Genomic DNA, 15,966 nt, shown 5'->3' on the forward strand with positions numbered 1-15,966 from the left:
TGCGATGGGACGGACGTCCTATTCCACGGGCCCTTCATTGAGCTCGACGACGACTTCGCCGCTCAGGATCTGCTCGCGCACTTCCATGACGGCGGCTGCGACATCTCCGGGGACAAGAGTCTCTGTCAGCGGCGCGATGTCGGCACCGCCCTCGGACATGAAGAAGCGGATCCGTTCGAGAGGAGCGTCGTACGGAGCGTCGTTGACGGCGTGGTCGAACCAAGCATCGATCAGCACGCTGACCGCAGGATCCCAGAGAGCAACCGTACTCGTGACGATCGCGTGCGGGGCTTGGGGGGCCTCATCGATCAAGTCCCCGATTCCAAGGACCGGGTCCCCCTCAGCGATGGGTGAAAACGTGCCCGGCGTCGAGGGCGCGTACAAGACGTCCGCTCCTGATGCAATCAGTGCCGCCGATGCCTCGCCTGCCTTTGCAGGATCGAACCAGCTTTCGATGTAGGTCACGCTGGTGGTGATGTCCGGACTCACGGACCTCGCCCCATCGAAGAACGCGTTCACAGGGCCATTCACATTCGGGAACGGAAATGCTGCCACCGCGCCGATGCTGTCGGTCTCGGACATCAAGGCCGCTGCGACACCTGCAACATATGCAGGTTCATGGAGCAAGACGTCGATCCAGTATCCGTTGCCACCACTCGGCTCATTCCCGGAGCCGGAGTAGGCAAAGAGCATGTCGGGGAAGTCGTCTTTGACGGCCGCAATTGCTTCGCCGTACGTGCTGTGACCGAGGATGATGTCGTACTCACCGCCGGACGCGAGCTCGCGAATCACCCGCTCCCCGTCCGCGTACGCAATGTTCTCGAACACTTCGTACGTCACTTGCAGGCCGTGGGGTTCGGCCTCTGCGACTCGATCGAGCGAACCGATGAGGGACAGATTCCAGGAGGCTTCTTTCACCGCGAAGACGACAACCGCGATGTTCACCTCGTCCGGCACCTCCGTACCTGCTGACGGCTCGGTCGCGTCAGGCTCATCCGTATCCGGCGCCTCCGCACTCGCGGGCGTCTCGGTTGCGTCAGGCTCATCCGTATCACCGTCCGAGTCGCCACACGACGCGGCGAGCAGACACACCGTGACTAGTGCGATGGCAAGGCCCACCCAATGGCGTGCCATGGCTGACGTAGACGTTCGCATGCGATCTTCCTCCTCATCCACCCAGTTCACCCGTCGCAACCGTTGCGCTGGAGTGGGTACCTGGGCACGTCCTCTGTATTGTTGCAGTCAATATCCACTGAGTCAATATCCTGTCGGCCTGCCGTGAGCGACGACGAGGCTTCCACAACGCGCCACGGCTTGGAGGTCGGCAACCACGACGTTGGCCCTAAAGCAGCTGAACGCCGAGACTGACGCCGAACCAACCTCTTCCCTACGAGCGCCGGCGATGATGACATCCAACGGCGAACATTGATCTAGCCAATTCGTGATGGATGCGCTCTGACTCGAGGCACCTCAGCCGGCGGCAGCCCGTTGCGGATCTCTCAGTCGGCAACCGAAATCGCCTCAGTCGGGCAGCATACGACCGCAGACTCGATGGCGACTCGCTGATCCTCTGTCGGATCAACGACCTTCAACGTCGCTTTTCCACTGCCATCAAGCTCGAATAGGTCCGGGGCAACGCTCAGGCACATCCCCGCCCCTATGCACTTGTCGGTGTCAATCACCACTCGCACGTCGATCTGCTCCTCTACCTCGCCCTAGCTGTCCCAGTAGCCGACGTGAGCGGCTACGGCCTCGTCCACCAGTGTCGGGCCGATCACCTCGATGTCACGTTGCCCACTGGCCAGAACAGCTCGGCACCCGACACCAGTCATGGTGGCATTCTCACCGTGATCGCCTTCGTCGAACGGCATGAGATCAGCCTCGTTCATGCCGTAGACAAGTCTGGTGACGCCGGCCCAGTACATCGCGCCTGCGCACATGGCACACGGCTCGCAGCTGGAATATAGCGTGCCACCGGCGACAACTTCGGGATCGAGCCTCATGCCGATGTCGCGTGCCAGGTTCGTTTCGGCGTGTCCGATCAGGTCGCCAGTAGTCCTCACCGAGTTCAAGCCCTCGACGAGGACCTGCCCATCAGCATCGACGAACAGGGCGCCAAACGGATGATCCCCACGTTCGCGCGCACGGCGCGACACCTCTATCGCCTGCCGAACGAATTCCAGGTCAGTTTCTGATGGTTTTGCCGGGCTCATGTAGCTCTCCTTTGGGTTGGATTTCGCGTTCCCCAGCGATGCGGTCACACCCCACAAATGTCCTGAGGTCGGACGGGCACGCGGGTCAGCGCCGCCCCGCACGCATCGCGAATCGCCGCAATGACCGCCGCAGTGGAGGAGATCGTGGGTGGCTCACCGATCCCCTTGGCTCCCAGCGGCGAGAGGGGCTCGGGCTGCTCGATGAGACGGGCGATCTCGACAGGCGGCATGTCCAGGACCGTCGGGATGAGATAGTCGGTGAAGCTCGGATTCACGACGCGGCCCTCGTCGACTTGAAGCTCCTCCATGACGGCGAGACCAACACCCTGGGCGATCCCACCTTCGATCTGTCCGATGGCCTGGACCGGGTTCAAGATCCGACCAACATCCTGAGCAGTGCAGATCTCCACGACCCGGACGAGGCCCAGTTCGACATCGACGTCCACCACCGCTCGGTGTGCCGCAAATGCGAAGGCGACGAACGCGTTGCCCTGGCCCTGGCCGTCGAGTGGCTCGGTCGGCAGATGGTGGTATTCCTCTCTGGCCCGGTAGACCTTGCCGTCAGCGAGATCGGCGACACTCCCGAGCTCCTGGTCCTCAAGGGTGCACACCACGTCGTCGCGGATTATGAGGCCTTCACTGCGAGTTAGGGTTTGTCTGCTGATGTCCTGGAGGAACTGGGAGCGGACCGCGAGGCACGCGGCCTGGATCGCTCCGCCAGACATCCAGCTCTGTCGACTCGCAGAGGACGAGCCCGCATCTCCGGCGTCGCTATCTGCCACTGCTACTTCGACTCGTGAGGTGCCAAGGGTCTCGGCAGCGATCTGCTGGGCGATAGTGACGAATCCCTGACCGACTTCTACCGCAGCACAGCGGATGGTGACGACGCCATCGACCAGCTCGCAATCAGCGGTGGAGAAGTCATCGAATCCTTCGCTGAACATGAGATTCTTGATGCCGACGCCGTAGCCGACGCCGCGGCGGATGTCTTCGGGGTCAGCCGTGCGCCCGTATCCGCCTGGCATCGCGGCGAATGGGTCCTCTGGGTCCGGCGAAAGCACCGACGGCAGCGGGTGGTCGACGCAAGCCTGGATCAGTTCGGCCACCGGCGCCGGGTACGGCACCTCCTGCCCAATGCTGAGCTCATCGCCCGGCGCCATGGCGTTGCGGAGCCGAACCTCTGCCGGATCCAGCTTCAGTTCCGCTGCCAGTCGATCCATCTGGGCTTCGTGAACGATGCAGGCCTGGACTGAACCGAAGCCCCGCATCGCCCCACAGGATGGGTTGTTGGTGCGAACGGCAAACCCATCGATCGTGGCGTTGGGCACCTTGTAGGGGCCGGTGATAAACACCGACGCGTTCAGGATCACGGAGTTCGAGGTGGACATGTAGGCCCCGCCATCAAGGAGAACACGCGCCTGTACCGAGACGAGTCGTCCTTCGGCGTCGGCTTCATGTCGGACCCATACCCGTCCAGGGTGCCGATGAACGTGGGCGAGGAAGGATTCCTCGCGGGAGTAGCTCACCCGGACCGGGCGCCGGGTCTTCAGTGCCAAAAGGCCGAGATGGATTTGCATTGTCAGGTCTTCGCGGCCGCCGAAGGCGCCGCCGACTCCTGAGAGGATGAGCCGCAGCCGCTCCGGTGGCAGTCCGAGACATTCGCTGATCTGTTGGTAGTCGCTGGCTAGCCACTGCGATGCCAGGTAGAGATCCAGTCCACCGTCCGCGGTAGGCACCGCAAGCCCGGCCTCAGTTCCCAGGAACGCTTGGTCCTGCATGCCGATCTCATAGGTCGCCTCCACTGCGACCGCTCCCCGGACTTGGGGGTCACCTCGCCGGATCTGGAGGTGCCGAAACACGTTCCCGTCGGGATGGATCGGCTCGGCCGTGAGCGATTCCTCGGGATCGTGCACCCCTTCCAGCGGGGTGTAGATAACATCGATGAGGTCGAGGGCCATTCGAGCTGTTCGCGGATCCTCGGCTGCCACAGCGGCTACGGGCTCGCCGTGGTAGCGGACGACCTCGGTGGCGAACACTGGCTGATCTCGAATCTCGATCCCATAGGAAGAGGCCGCGGGGAGGTCGGCGCCTGTGATGACGACGGCGACGCCAGGCAGCTCCTCAGCGCGTGACGTGTCGATCGACTCGATTCGAGCGCTGCTGTGCGGCGACCTGAGTGTCGCGGCCCAGAGTTCGCCGGCGGCGCTGAGGTCGCTGCTGAATGCGAACCTGCCGCTGACCTTCAGGTTTGCATCCGGTCGCTGGGTCGAGTCCCCGAGCCGGGGTGATGCCGTGTCGTCGACGATCTGCGTGGTGCTCATCGCGGCTCCAGCTCGGCGCCGTGATACTCGCGGGCCGCCAGCGCCACGGCCTCGAGGATGCGACCGTATCCGGTACACCTGCACAGGTTTCCCGAGAGCGCCTCGCGTACTGCCGACGCTGTGAGCGCCTCGGTCTCGTCAATGAGACTACGGATGGCCACCACGAATCCAGGGGTGCAGAACCCACATTGCACCCCGCCCGTCGCTACAAGAGCGCGCTGGACAGCGGAGGTCATCGGGTCGTCTTCGAGTCCCTCGAGCGTCACGACTTCTGTGTCACCCAGGACCCCGGTCATCGTCAGGCACGAGCACACCGGCCGTTGGTCAACCAAGACCGTGCAGGATCCGCACTCCCCTTCCTCGCAGGCGCCCTTGGCGCTCCGGAGCTCGAGTATCTCGCGCAAGACCCAGAGCAGTGATTCGCCGGCGCATGACGACGGCACCGTCGTTGCGGTCCCGTTGACGTTCAACGACAGGGACTCACTCACGACCGATCCTCCTGAGCGCTCGCCGGACACACGTCGCCACTACATGCCTCCTATATGACGCAGCGGAGCGGTGATCCTCGATAGGCGACACCTCCTCGCTCGCTGCGTCCGCCACGGCGGCGATGTCCGCGTCGGACCATCGTGGGCCCGTCCACTAGGCGGTGGTAGTGGCAAGTTGCTCTGCTTTGGACCCACGAGCAGCACAGCATCCGGGCTATCGCGAAGGATCTCGAGTGCCTCGTGCAAAGCGGCAACGCTGTGGACCTTCATCCGAGGTGTGCCCATTAGGCCGGTTCTTCCGCCGCACCGCACGCGGAGGCGGACGTCGATGTCGCTGGCGAAAGAACGTTCCTCATCGTGGATCCCCCTCCTCGGCGCGCTAGGACCCGGCGTTGATGTGATCGAGTACGAATTATTGCTGTGATCAAAACTCCTTGTCAACAGCGCTCCGAACGTCCGGCGGTCCACGACCATTTGTGGGGCCAGAACCGGCCCGTCGCAGGCATGCAACACTTTAAGACAGCGAGCTTGAGGACCATGTCGAAATATTGATCACACGGATTGCGCGATGCATCTTCATGATGAGCAGGTCCGGTTCCGTCCCTCATTGATCGCGGCGACCCGGACTCGCTTGCCGGCTTCACTCGGCGGATCGAGCGGGCCCGCGCCGAACGCACGACTGCCGAGCTACGGCTGCGCCAAGCAACCACGGGACCGGTATCACCGAGGCCGAGATCCGAGAGGCTGCTCGAAACCTTGCTGACGCGATCTCACTGCTATCGGCTGCTTCGCCTGAGGACTGCCGCCGCGTCTACGAGACCGCTCAGCTCGAAGTGCTCTACGACCACGAGAACCGGCGTGCTCAGCTCTCGATCGCATCAAGGGTCAGTGGTGGTGTCGGAGGGGGGACTTGAACCCCCACGCCCGTGATGGGCACTAGCCCCTCAAGCTAGCGCGTCTGCCAATTCCGCCACTCCGACGTGGACGCCGGGCAAACCGGCGCAGAGGGCACCCTATCGCGCCGGATGCCCAGGGCTCTATGAGATTGACGGCTGCTTCCTCGGGAGCGGGGCGGCGTTCGAGTGACGAGGCGTTATCCGCTGCGGCGATCGAGATAGGCATCTGCGATCGCGATGAGGCGACTGCGGCCGAAGCTCTCTTCATGCCCGCCATGGACCGCTTCGGCTGGCAGTGCGCGAAGTCTTGTCATCGTTTGGCAGTAGTCGTCGATATTTGATTCAGGCAGCTCGTCAAGGAGCGGGCCATCGTAAATGGCGTCACCCGAGAACAGTACCGAGTTCTTCCGATCCCACAGTCCAATGCTGCCTGGTGAGTGCCCCGGAAGATGCAGAACTTCAAATGCCCTGTCTCCGAGGTCGACGGTGTCTCCCTCGTGAAGACACACCGTTGCCCTCGTGGGTACCGTTCGAAAAAAGGACATGTCGAATCCACGGGCTGGCAGCGCGGACAGAAGGTAATCGCCGAGCGAATATCCTGCTCGCTTGAACATTGCGCGCTTGCTGGCGGGCATATCAGCCCCGACCAAGGACACGTGTGAAGGGTCCAATAGGTCATTCGCCTCATCAATGTGCACCCAACGCTCCTCGAACTCGTGGAGTCCGCCGACGTGATCGAGGTGTGAGTGAGTTGCAACTACTATTAGGCGCTTATTCCGACTGCGTTCCAGAACCGGCTCAAGAGGAACAATACCCATTCCAGTATCGATTAGGAGATCGCTGGTTTGGCCACGCACCAGCCACATGTTGCAACGGAGCAATGGGTCGACATGCGGTTCGAACAGCAGGCTAGTTGTCGAGTCGATTCGCTTGGTTCGGAACCACTCGGGAATCACCGGAAGAGCGGGGTTTGCTCCCATGGGTCTAATTCTCGCATATCACAGTGTGATCGGGTTCCCTTCATCGAGGTGATCGGCCTCCGCAGCAATCTTGTCCAGGTTGTGTGGGTTGACGAGCAGCGCACGGAGCATGAATCGAACCAGTTCGTCGGGAGACGGAACGTTGTCTTCGGCGTTGTGGCGGGCCGCCGAGCGAATGACCTCCTTGAACACCCCATCGATCGTCAGCTCGACGAGGCTCGCGTCGTAAGCCACGAAGTCCCCCTCCCGAATCCCCTCCTCGATAAGGGCGCGCCACACCTTGTGGAGCTTCGCTAGCTTCCTACCCCACTCACGAAACTCGGGACCGAGGAGTATGTAGTCGTCAACGGTTCCGGACAGGTCATGAGGCACTTTGAGAACGTTCCGGAGGTCATACCGCAGCACGCTATACAGACGTGCCGCCCCACTTCCGTCTGCGCCGAGCATCGCGGTGGCGTACTCCACGGCCTGGTGGAATTGCAGCACCAACAGATGTTCCATAATCGCTTGCTTCGAGTCGAAGTGGTGGAAGAGCGTCGGCTGCTGGACCCCGACATTCCGGGCGATCTGTCGCGTCGACGTGCCGTGGAACCCGCGTTGTGCAAACAAGCGGGCCGCTTCGAAGAGGATGCGATCTGATGTGGCTTCCGGGCGCCAGGTACTAGGCGCGTTTGCGTTGGCCTCGGAGCCGAGTCGTGCTTTTTCCTGAATCGAGCCGTCGTAGCTTTTCATCGCCGTCCTTTTCATCTCCCCATCGTTGCTCCGGTCGCCTTCGCTGGCCCCGTCGAAGCCTAGGCGACACCTGGGCAGTACCTGGTGCACCATCCGGAGATGTTCGCGACCGACGTCACGTGTCGGGATCCTACGAGCCCGGCGCGTTCATGCCACCGACGACCGAACGAGCTATGAGGTCGGGTGCCGGGGGTTCATGACGGTAGAGCCGGCTGGCATTGCCGAAGCACAACTTCATGATGACCTCAGGGTCGAGGTGGGCGAGGCCCTCTTGAACGAGGGCCTGGGTATCTGGCCAGGAAGTATCGGGATGGGGGTAGTCCATCTCGAGCATCACCTTGTCCTCGCCGATGATGTCGAGCATCCGGAACGCCGAGGGATCCTCGATCGAGGTGAACCAGAAGTTGCGATGAAGCATCTCGACTGGAGTCGGATCGCAGGGGTCCCAAATCATGCCTTGCCCCTCGATTTCGCGAAACTCCTTCGTCAACCGCTCGATGATCATGGGCACCCACGAGACTCCGGCCTCCGAGAGGACCACCTTCAGGTCCGGGAAACGGATTGGGATCTTCGCGAAGATCCAGTCGACGAGCGCTGACAGGCCATTCAAGGGGAACAACACGGCGGTCACGATCATGGGCGAAACCGAGCTAGGCCGCGCGATGGAGCCTGACGACCCAATGTGAAGGTTGATGACCGTCTCCGTCTCCTCACAGGCTCGAAAGAACGGGTCCCAGTGTTCGCTGTACAAGTGGGGAAATCCTTGCCCTTCGGGATTCTCCGAGAACGAAACGGCCTTGAAGCCGCGCTCGTGGTTCTTGTGGACCTCTTCGGCAGCGAGCACAGGATCGCGCAACCACGGGATCTGACATGGGATGTACCGACTGGGGCAGGCCCCGCACCACTCATCGATCATCCAATCGTTGTAGGCCCGCACAGACAAGAGCGCCGCCCGCTCATCTTTCATGAGGTTGAGTCGCGTCCCCGCGAACCCCCAGAGTGCCGACGCGAAGTTGAGCGAGGCCGAGATCCCGTTGAGGTCCATGTCGGCGAGACGAGCCTTCGGATCGTACGTACCAGCGCGGAACTCCTCGAACTTCGCCGGCGCGAACGTCCACTCCGACTGCGGGCGGCCCACCGCAGAGTCCTGCGTGATGAGAGGAAAACGCTCGCCATCGACCACCCAATGCGGCAACCCGTCGTCGTCGGTCACGACATAGGGGACGAGGTCGCGATCGGCCGTGGGCACGCGGTCAACAAAGGTCCCAGGAGGCTCAAGCACGTGGTCGTCCACCGAGATAATGGGACACCACAGCTCCCGTGGAGCGGGGTCGGGAAGAAGCGTCACGGTTCCCCGCTCGGTCGACATTCCGAATCCTGAGTCACCAGAGAACATGTCGTCGAACGTTTCTTGTCCTTGCACTGGAGTCTCCCCTTTAAGCCCGATACCGCGGCGCCCATAATGTCGGTTTCCGCACCCCAACCGGAAGCGTGATTCGGCTGGGCGCAGACCTGATCGACGTCATCGGCGACCAGGATCTAAAGTCTCTGCCATCGGCAGTCTATCGATTGATCGGCTACCCTGCAATAGCAAGGAAGATCGCTAAACAATCACTTGCCCAGGAATTTGAGCACGGAATCCAGGACCTCTCTGCCGGCACGCCCTCACGTCATCGTGATCGGTGGTGGGACGATGGGCGCCGGGATTGCCCAGACGCTCCTCGAGGCAGCCGATCGCGTGACCGTCGTCGAGGCCACTCCGTCCCTTGCCGAAGCGGCCTACGGACGGATCGTTGAAGGCCTCGGTCGAAGGTTCAAGCGAGCCCACGATCCCGATGCAGATGTGGCGGCGGCGTTGTCGCGACTTGAACTACGTGTTGACCTGCCGCCCCGCGTCGATCCGGAGCTCGTGATCGAAGCCGTGCCGGAGTCATTCGGTCTCAAGCGCCGGGTCCTGACGGAAGTCGACGCGTCGTACCCAGAGCTACCACTGCTCGCCTCCAACACAAGCTCGCTTTCGATCACCGGTCTTGCCGCCGCGCTGCGTGCGCCGGAGCGGTTCCTTGGCATGCACTTCTTCAATCCCGTGCCCATCTCGGAACTGGTCGAGATCGTCGCTGGTACAGCCACCTCGACTGCGGCAATCGAGACGGCCCAGGCGTGGGCCCATTCGATCGACAAGCACGCCATCGTCGTGCGCGACTCTCCGGGATTCGCGACGAGCCGGCTCGGACTTGCACTGGGCCTCGAGGCGATCCGGATGGTCGAAGCAGGCGTCGCCACCGTCGAGGACATCGACACCGGCATGGTTCTCGGCTACAGGCATCCGATCGGCCCGCTCCGGCTCACCGACCTCGTGGGCCTCGACGTGCGCCTCGGCATCGCAGAGCACCTGGCAGTCACACTTGGCCCGCGATTCGAGCCGCCCGAGCTGCTTCGCACACTCGTTGTCGAGGGCAAGCTAGGCAAGAAGTCCGGCCAGGGGTTCTACACATGGGCCTGATCCGCCCGTTCTTGACTCCCCGAGTCCCGACAGCTACATTCGTAACTGATCAATCGATAGATAAGTGAATCGGTCCTGTGAACGAGAGAGGAGGACTCTCTGTGGCTCACGGCCTGCCGGCACCAGAGCTCAAGGCTCCAAGCCGCGGCAGCGCGCTGACAGTTCAGGGATTGCACAAGGTCTTCGGGCGCGAGGTTCACGCGCTCCAAGGGGTGGATCTGGGTATTGAGGAGGGCGAATTCGTGGCCGTTCTCGGCCCAAGCGGCTCCGGCAAGACCACCCTACTCATGATCGTCGCAGGCTTCGAAACACCTACTGCTGGAAAAGTATTCTCGGGCGAAGCGGATATCACAAACACGCCACCTCAAAGAAGAAACTTTGGAGTTGTGTTTCAAAGCTATGCGCTCTTCCCACACATGAGCGTACGCGGAAACATCGCCTACCCGCTCGCTGTACGCGGAACGCGGCGAAAAAACCGTAATGAATTGGTGAATCACGCGTTGGAACTAGTTGGACTCGAGGGCTTAGGTGCGCGACGCCCCAGCCAACTCTCAGGAGGTCAACAGCAGCGAGTCGCGTTGGCGCGAGCCCTTGTATACCAGCCATCTGTTCTGCTGTTGGATGAACCGCTGGGCGCGCTTGACAGAGCATTGAGAGAACGTATGCAGGTCGAGTTGCGAAACCTCCACCGAAAGGTCGGTGCCACCCTTCTCTATGTTACTCACGACCAAGACGAGGCCTTGACTATGGCCGACCGAGTCGTTGTGATGCAGGACGGTAGACTAGAACAAGTCGGCACCCCTAGGGAACTATACGAGCGTCCGGCAACAGAGTTCGTAGCGAGCTTTATCGGCTCGGCCAACCGTTTGAGTGTTCGTGTGAAACATCCAAAAGCAGGGTTGGCGGTTGTGCGCCTGGCATCAGGAGGCACGTTCGAAGTACGTAGTTCAGCCCGCGTCTCGGCGTGCGGTGAATCACAGGGGCTATTGGTGTTTCGCCCAGAGAAGGTGGAGATATCGGCTGCAACCGACTCCGAAATTTCCACAAACGAGATGAGCGTTGTCGGGCGCGTCGAGAGCCTGGTATTTGCCGGGAGCACTTGGAGGTGCAGTGTATCGACGGCACTTGGTGACGTACAGGCCTTTGTGCCCAACAAACCAGATGAACGTGTTGGCGACCAAGTCCGTCTGAGGTGGAAGGCCGTTGATGCATGGGTTCTGGCATCGACACAACACGAATCGCAAGTACAGCAGCAGCCTCAGGTAGAAGACGAAGATATGCATCATGAACAAGATTGTATGGTCCACAGTCCTTAGGTTGGTATGAGCAAATGAATCGGCATGAACAAAGAAATTATTGAATGATCCACAACTCTTATGGGGGGATAAACAAATGAAACAGCATGAACAAATGAACCAATGGTCACGCGGTGTGCGCAGTGGCCGGAGATGGAGGCTGCTTACAGCCTTCGTCGTGTTGGTCGTTATCGCATTGGTCGGGGCCGCGTGTGGTAACGATGACGACGACGGCGCCCCTCAAGGCGATCGAAAGCTGGTCATAGTGCCCGCCGGTGGCAGTGTGACCACAAATATGAACGCAGCGTTCCTGGTTCCCTTCTCCATCGAGACGGGCACAGAGATCGAGATTGTTGAGGCGGGTCAGCAGGTGGGTGCACTGGAGGCTCAGGTGAGTTCGGGCAATGTCCTTTGGGACCTAGTTGACTGCCTCACCGCTGATGTCGTCGCGCGTCCAGAACTGTACGAGGAGCTTGACACGTCGGTGGTCCAATCCACGTCAGATTACGTCATCGAGGACTCGGGGGAGGCGGCCAGCCGATCAATCTTCACTGAGTTCGCAGTATTGCCCAACATTGCGTACCGGACCGACACGTATCCGGATGGGGGACCCACCTCTTGGGCAGACTTCTTCGACACCACAACGTTCCCAGGAGCGAGGGGGATGTTTGACCTCGGCCTGTTCTCGGCGTGGCGAATTGCCACCGTGGCACTCATCTCAGACGGTGTGGATCCCAATCCGGAGAGCCTGATTCCCCTGGACCTGGACCGCGCCTATGAGGTGCTCGACCGAATTCGGCCGGATGTTCGGGCCTTCTTCAGCGGGTTTACGCAGGGGCAGGACCTGCTGCGGTCGGGCGAGGTCGACATGATGATGCTCGCCGACGGGCGCACTTTCCAACTAATGCAGCAAGGGGCTCCAGTGGCGAATGTGTATCCCACCGACAAGACATTCCTGTCTGGGGCGCGCCTCTGCGTACCGAAGGGAGCGCCAAACAAAGAGGTCGCGTTCGAGTTTATGGAATATGTACTCTCGAACCCACAGCAGCAGGCTGTCTTTGCTTCACTTTCAACCTATGGCCCTCCAACCAACGCGGGGGCTCAGGCGGCTCTGGACCTAGGTATTGATGATTTCAATACGCTCCATCCGGAGCTCTTCATGGTCGATTCCGACTTTTTGGAATACGTTCAAGAGAACGCCGACGAGCTACTTTCGCGGTGGAACGCATGGGTCGCCAGTTAGCCGGTTAACCGCAACGACCCTTGAATTCATCCCGGAGCGCGACGCCTACGGGGCCCCCACGCTGGGCTGTACGGCGTCGCGCTCCGATGTACGGGCCGGCGCTCATCGTGGCGCTGTCACTGCCATTTCTGGCCATGATGTCGGTTGGGTTTGTATTACCCCTGTCCGAATCGGTCATCAACAGCTTTCGATCTGATCCTGAGGCAAACAGGCAGTTCGCTGAGGCATACCGCGAGATCCTCGCCGACGAACTTTTCCGGACGGTGTTGATCCGCACCTTCACGACCGCTGCCGTCGTTAGTCTCATCTCGCTTGTCCTTGCCTATCCCACCGCGGAATTCATCGCGAGCTGCTCATCGCGCACTCGACCCTTTCTGCTTGCATTGGTTGTTGTACCCCTCTGGAGCAGCGTGATCGCCCGGACTTATGCATGGTACGGCGTTTTCGTGCGTGACGGGCTGGTGGACCGTGTTGCCGATCTTTTCGGGTATGGACCCCAACAGCTGCTGTTTTCCCGGCTGGCGGTGACCCTGGGCATGGTGCAGGTGATGCTTCCAATCATGATTTTGCCCATCTATGCAGCGGTGATTCGTTATGACGAACGATTGAGCCGAGCATCATTGAGCCTCGGTGCGAGCCGACTTCGGACACTTCTTCTAGTCAAACTGCCGATGCTCGCGCCTACGATTGTCGCTGCAACTGCGGCGGTCTTCATCATTACCCTGGGGTTCTTCATAACACCTGCGATTCTTGGAGGGCCACGCACTCAGCTCATAAGTAACCTCATTTGGCAGCAGATTTATCAGACTTTCGACTTGCAACGGGCTCAGGCAATGAGCGTAACCCTACTCGGCACGACGCTACTCCTCCTTTTGTTCTTTGGCGGCCTGCTCCTCTTAACCCGGCGTTATCTACGATGAAGAGCTCACGTCCGTTTGATGTCCGGCTGTTTCGAGTCATTGGGGTGGCGACTCTCCTCATGCTCTCGCTCCCGATGTTGATTCCAGTCTTGTCTGCGCTCGATCCTGGTGAATTCTTCACGTTCCCGCCAACCGATGTCTCGAGTCGTTGGTTCCGTGAGTTCTTGGCCAATAGGTCGTGGCGGTCTTCCACCCTTCTGACATTCTCGATCGCGATTATGACAGCTGCCGTGTCGTCCGTTGTCGGCGGACTTGCCGGAATAGCGTTCGCGCGTGTGCATTCTCGCATGCGGCCGATCTTCTACCCGCTACTGGTTGGTCCTCTGATCGTTCCCGTGATCATTCTCGCGGTGTCCTTCTACGGCGTGGCGCTCGAATATGGTCTTGTTGGCAATCTCTTCGCATTCGTCGTAGCAAACGCACTCCTCTCTGCTCCCCTGGTTGCCTTGTTGGTTTCGGGCGTAGCCCTCCGCATGGATTCGCGAATCGAGCTCGCATCTTTGTCCTGCGGCGCGGGACGATTGCGTACATTGGCCTTTGTCACCGTTCCAATGGTGGCGCCGTCCGCGCTGGCGGGCGGTGCCCTGGCATTCCTCTTGGTGCTCGACGAAGTCCAGATGTCGATATTTCTGGTCGCGCCAGACCGCACTCCGCTCGCGGTCAAGATGTTTCTGGCGGCCTTTCAGGGGACTACACCCATCGTGACGGCCGCGTCGAGTTTTCTCCTTGTGTCGGCGGTCGTCATCATCGGCGTTGTGACCCTGGTCCGCAACCGGCTTGCTGCACGCGGCACCACCATGGCGGTTCCCGGGCTGGAAGAGCAGGGTTGAATTCTACAACTCTTGTGTTTCCCGAGGAGTGCCCAGCTTTATGCCTGTCTCTGACGCCAATTGAGTAGTGGCATCCAGTTGCAAACCTAAGCCATCCGCTAACCGTGTCAGGTAATTGAACAGCCCAACGATATGCGCCACTTCCAAGCAGGCCCTGTCATTGAATCCCAAGTCGCGTAGTGGTTGCCAATCACTCTCTACCATGCGAGTTGGAGTAGCGCTCAGCTTCTCAGCCAGAGTGCATAGTGCTGTCTGGCGGTCAGAAAGGCCGACGACTTCACGCCAACGTTTCTGTGCGATTGCGTCTACTAGAGCAGGATCGCCATCTTCTGCACGTAGAAACTCTACGTGAGATTGTGTTCAATAGTGGCAGTCCTGGGCAGCCGAACTAACTGCCGCAATCATTTCGCATTCTTGTTGGCTGAGAAACTCAGTGTTGTGCATTACTTCCCGACTCAAGGCAGAGAATGCCGGGCCAATTCTGTCATGGGTAGAGATGAGCCGCGCCATAGCCGGAATAAAACCGTAGTCCTCATTGACTGTTCTTGTGCCCGAAGCGAACTGATCACGTATTTCTTCTTCTGTAGGTATGCGAACCCAGGCCTCGGGAACTTGTTCAGTACTCATAGTCCTCTTCCTATCAATTTGCTATGCCTTCGGAAAGGCTGAGAATGTCGGCGACGAGTTCGGGAACCTGAGCCGGAGTCATGTTGTGCCCTGCGCCGTGGTATACCCGTAGCTCGGCGCCTGGGATCTTCGCCACGAGGTCCTCCGAGTAGTTGAGCGGCAGCAGGGGGTCTTCTGAACCGTGGATGACGACCGTATCGACCTCAAGTTCAGCCAGCCGTTCAGCTGTGACGTCAGATGCAATGAAGGCCGCGAGGTTTCTGAGATTTCCGGCTGCGTCATATCCACGCTCCATCATTGATCGGGCGGCCCTGGCAGCGACGTCGCCGGGCATTGGGAATGTCGGACTCGACTGGACCCACTGGAGCCAACTGACAGACTCGAACGTGAACTCGGGCATGTACTGCGGAGTACACACCTCCTCGATGACTGCCATCCTCCCCGGCGGGCGGGGTCCCAGTCGCTCTGTTTTCTCTAGCGACGCAGAGATGATAACCAGGCCCTCAAACCGGTCAGGCCTGCTCAGCGCGGCCAGCGCCGCCACCACTCCGCCGAGCGAGTGGCCGACCACGGTCCCGGACTCGACGCCGCAGGCGTCCATGACACAGAAGACATCGTCAACCATGTCCTCGAGTCCATATGGCAGCGAAACGGGCTGTCCACGCTCCAGACGGCCTTGAAGTTCGCTGAAGGACGGCAACTCCGCCGTCTCGAATCGCATCGACAACCCGCAGTCGCGTTGGTCGTATGCCACTACCCGCCTTCCGCTCTCGAGGAGCCGGTTGGTCAACCCGATCACGTCCCATTGCACGAGCTGCTGTCCTAGTCCATGAATGAGGATGACCGCCTCAGCGTTTCGCGGGCCTGAATCTACGTAGTGGAGTTCGACACGTCCGTCTCCGCGGGTGGTCGGCATGC

Annotated in this window: 15 protein-coding genes, 1 tRNA gene and 1 pseudogene; 5 read left to right on the plus strand and 12 right to left on the minus strand. The window is 60.5% G+C overall.

The genetic code is table 11. The annotated features are described in order from the left end of the window. Positions 1-18: 18 nt before the first annotated feature. The 10 genes and pseudogenes from ACOGJC_RS18070 to ACOGJC_RS18115 all read right to left on the minus strand — a co-directional run bounded on the left by ACOGJC_RS18070 (position 19) and on the right by ACOGJC_RS18115 (position 8,999). Complete coding sequence (locus ACOGJC_RS18070) at positions 19-1,185, minus strand: BMP family lipoprotein (protein WP_419846381.1); 1,167 nt, start codon at positions 1,183-1,185, stop codon at positions 19-21. 314 nt (positions 1,186-1,499) lie between these two features. Continuing rightward, entirely contained in the window at positions 1,500-1,682 is a 183-nt protein-coding gene (locus tag ACOGJC_RS18075) for a ferredoxin (RefSeq protein WP_419846382.1), read from the minus strand. Between the two features lie 33 nt (positions 1,683-1,715). Further along, the gene (locus ACOGJC_RS18080) at positions 1,716-2,261 is read right to left on the minus strand and encodes a nucleoside deaminase (protein ID WP_419846383.1); all 546 of its coding nucleotides are present in this window, start codon (positions 2,259-2,261) and stop codon (positions 1,716-1,718) included. After that, positions 2,258-4,534 carry a xanthine dehydrogenase subunit D gene (gene pucD / locus ACOGJC_RS18085; protein ID WP_419846384.1) on the minus strand — a complete coding sequence of 759 codons (2,277 nt, stop codon included), beginning with the start codon at positions 4,532-4,534 and terminating at the stop codon, positions 2,258-2,260. The genes ACOGJC_RS18080 and pucD overlap by 4 nt, the downstream gene beginning before the upstream one ends. Further along, the gene (locus tag ACOGJC_RS18090; protein WP_419846385.1) at positions 4,531-5,022 is read right to left on the minus strand and encodes a (2Fe-2S)-binding protein; all 492 of its coding nucleotides are present in this window, start codon (positions 5,020-5,022) and stop codon (positions 4,531-4,533) included. Before ACOGJC_RS18090 ends, pucD begins: the two co-directional genes overlap by 4 nt. Continuing rightward, positions 5,015-5,161, minus strand: a pseudogene (locus ACOGJC_RS18095) (molybdopterin dehydrogenase); the annotation flags it as partial. The pseudogene ACOGJC_RS18095 and the gene ACOGJC_RS18090, both read right to left, overlap by 8 nt. 753 nt (positions 5,162-5,914) lie before the next feature. Further along, positions 5,915-6,002: transfer RNA gene (locus tag ACOGJC_RS18100), tRNA-Leu, on the minus strand. Between the two features lie 113 nt (positions 6,003-6,115). Continuing rightward, positions 6,116-6,898, minus strand: a complete 783-nt coding sequence (locus ACOGJC_RS18105; RefSeq protein ID WP_419846386.1) for an MBL fold metallo-hydrolase — start codon at positions 6,896-6,898, stop codon at positions 6,116-6,118. A gap of 18 nt (positions 6,899-6,916) precedes the next feature. Next, positions 6,917-7,723 carry a TetR/AcrR family transcriptional regulator gene (locus ACOGJC_RS18110; RefSeq protein WP_419846387.1) on the minus strand — a complete coding sequence of 269 codons (807 nt, stop codon included), beginning with the start codon at positions 7,721-7,723 and terminating at the stop codon, positions 6,917-6,919. 37 nt (positions 7,724-7,760) lie between these two features. Beyond that, entirely contained in the window at positions 7,761-8,999 is a 1,239-nt protein-coding gene (locus ACOGJC_RS18115) for an amidohydrolase family protein (protein ID WP_419846388.1), read from the minus strand. Between the two features lie 306 nt (positions 9,000-9,305). On the opposite strand from ACOGJC_RS18115, the gene ACOGJC_RS18120 reads away from it, so the two are divergent. The 5 genes from ACOGJC_RS18120 to ACOGJC_RS18140 all read left to right on the plus strand — a co-directional run bounded on the left by ACOGJC_RS18120 (position 9,306) and on the right by ACOGJC_RS18140 (position 14,421). Beyond that, positions 9,306-10,133 (plus strand): 3-hydroxyacyl-CoA dehydrogenase family protein, encoded by an 828-nt coding sequence (locus tag ACOGJC_RS18120; RefSeq protein WP_419848272.1) that lies wholly within the window; start codon positions 9,306-9,308, stop codon positions 10,131-10,133. Positions 10,134-10,234: 101 nt separating this feature from the next. Continuing rightward, entirely contained in the window at positions 10,235-11,449 is a 1,215-nt protein-coding gene (locus ACOGJC_RS18125; protein ID WP_419846389.1) for an ABC transporter ATP-binding protein, read from the plus strand. Between the two features lie 76 nt (positions 11,450-11,525). After that, on the plus strand, positions 11,526-12,671 hold the full coding sequence (locus tag ACOGJC_RS18130; protein ID WP_419846390.1) for an extracellular solute-binding protein: 1,146 nt from the start codon (positions 11,526-11,528) through the stop codon (positions 12,669-12,671). Between the two features lie 86 nt (positions 12,672-12,757). Continuing rightward, complete coding sequence (locus ACOGJC_RS18135) at positions 12,758-13,591, plus strand: ABC transporter permease (protein WP_419846391.1); 834 nt, start codon at positions 12,758-12,760, stop codon at positions 13,589-13,591. A 74-nt stretch (positions 13,592-13,665) separates the two neighbouring features. Continuing rightward, a complete protein-coding gene (locus ACOGJC_RS18140; protein ID WP_419846392.1) occupies positions 13,666-14,421 on the plus strand; it encodes an ABC transporter permease in 756 nt (251 codons plus the stop codon). 360 nt (positions 14,422-14,781) lie between these two features. Here ACOGJC_RS18140 and ACOGJC_RS18145 read toward each other — a convergent pair whose 3' ends face one another. Together ACOGJC_RS18145 and ACOGJC_RS18150 are read right to left on the minus strand one after the other, a co-directional pair. After that, entirely contained in the window at positions 14,782-15,048 is a 267-nt protein-coding gene (locus ACOGJC_RS18145; protein ID WP_419846393.1) for a hypothetical protein, read from the minus strand. A 13-nt stretch (positions 15,049-15,061) separates the two neighbouring features. Beyond that, complete coding sequence (locus ACOGJC_RS18150) at positions 15,062-15,964, minus strand: alpha/beta fold hydrolase (protein ID WP_419846394.1); 903 nt, start codon at positions 15,962-15,964, stop codon at positions 15,062-15,064. Between the last annotated feature and the right edge of the window lie 2 nt (positions 15,965-15,966).

The sequence above is a fragment of the Candidatus Poriferisocius sp. genome (assembly GCF_965204015.1).
Classification (GTDB): Bacteria; Actinomycetota; Acidimicrobiia; order Acidimicrobiales; family Bin134; genus Poriferisocius.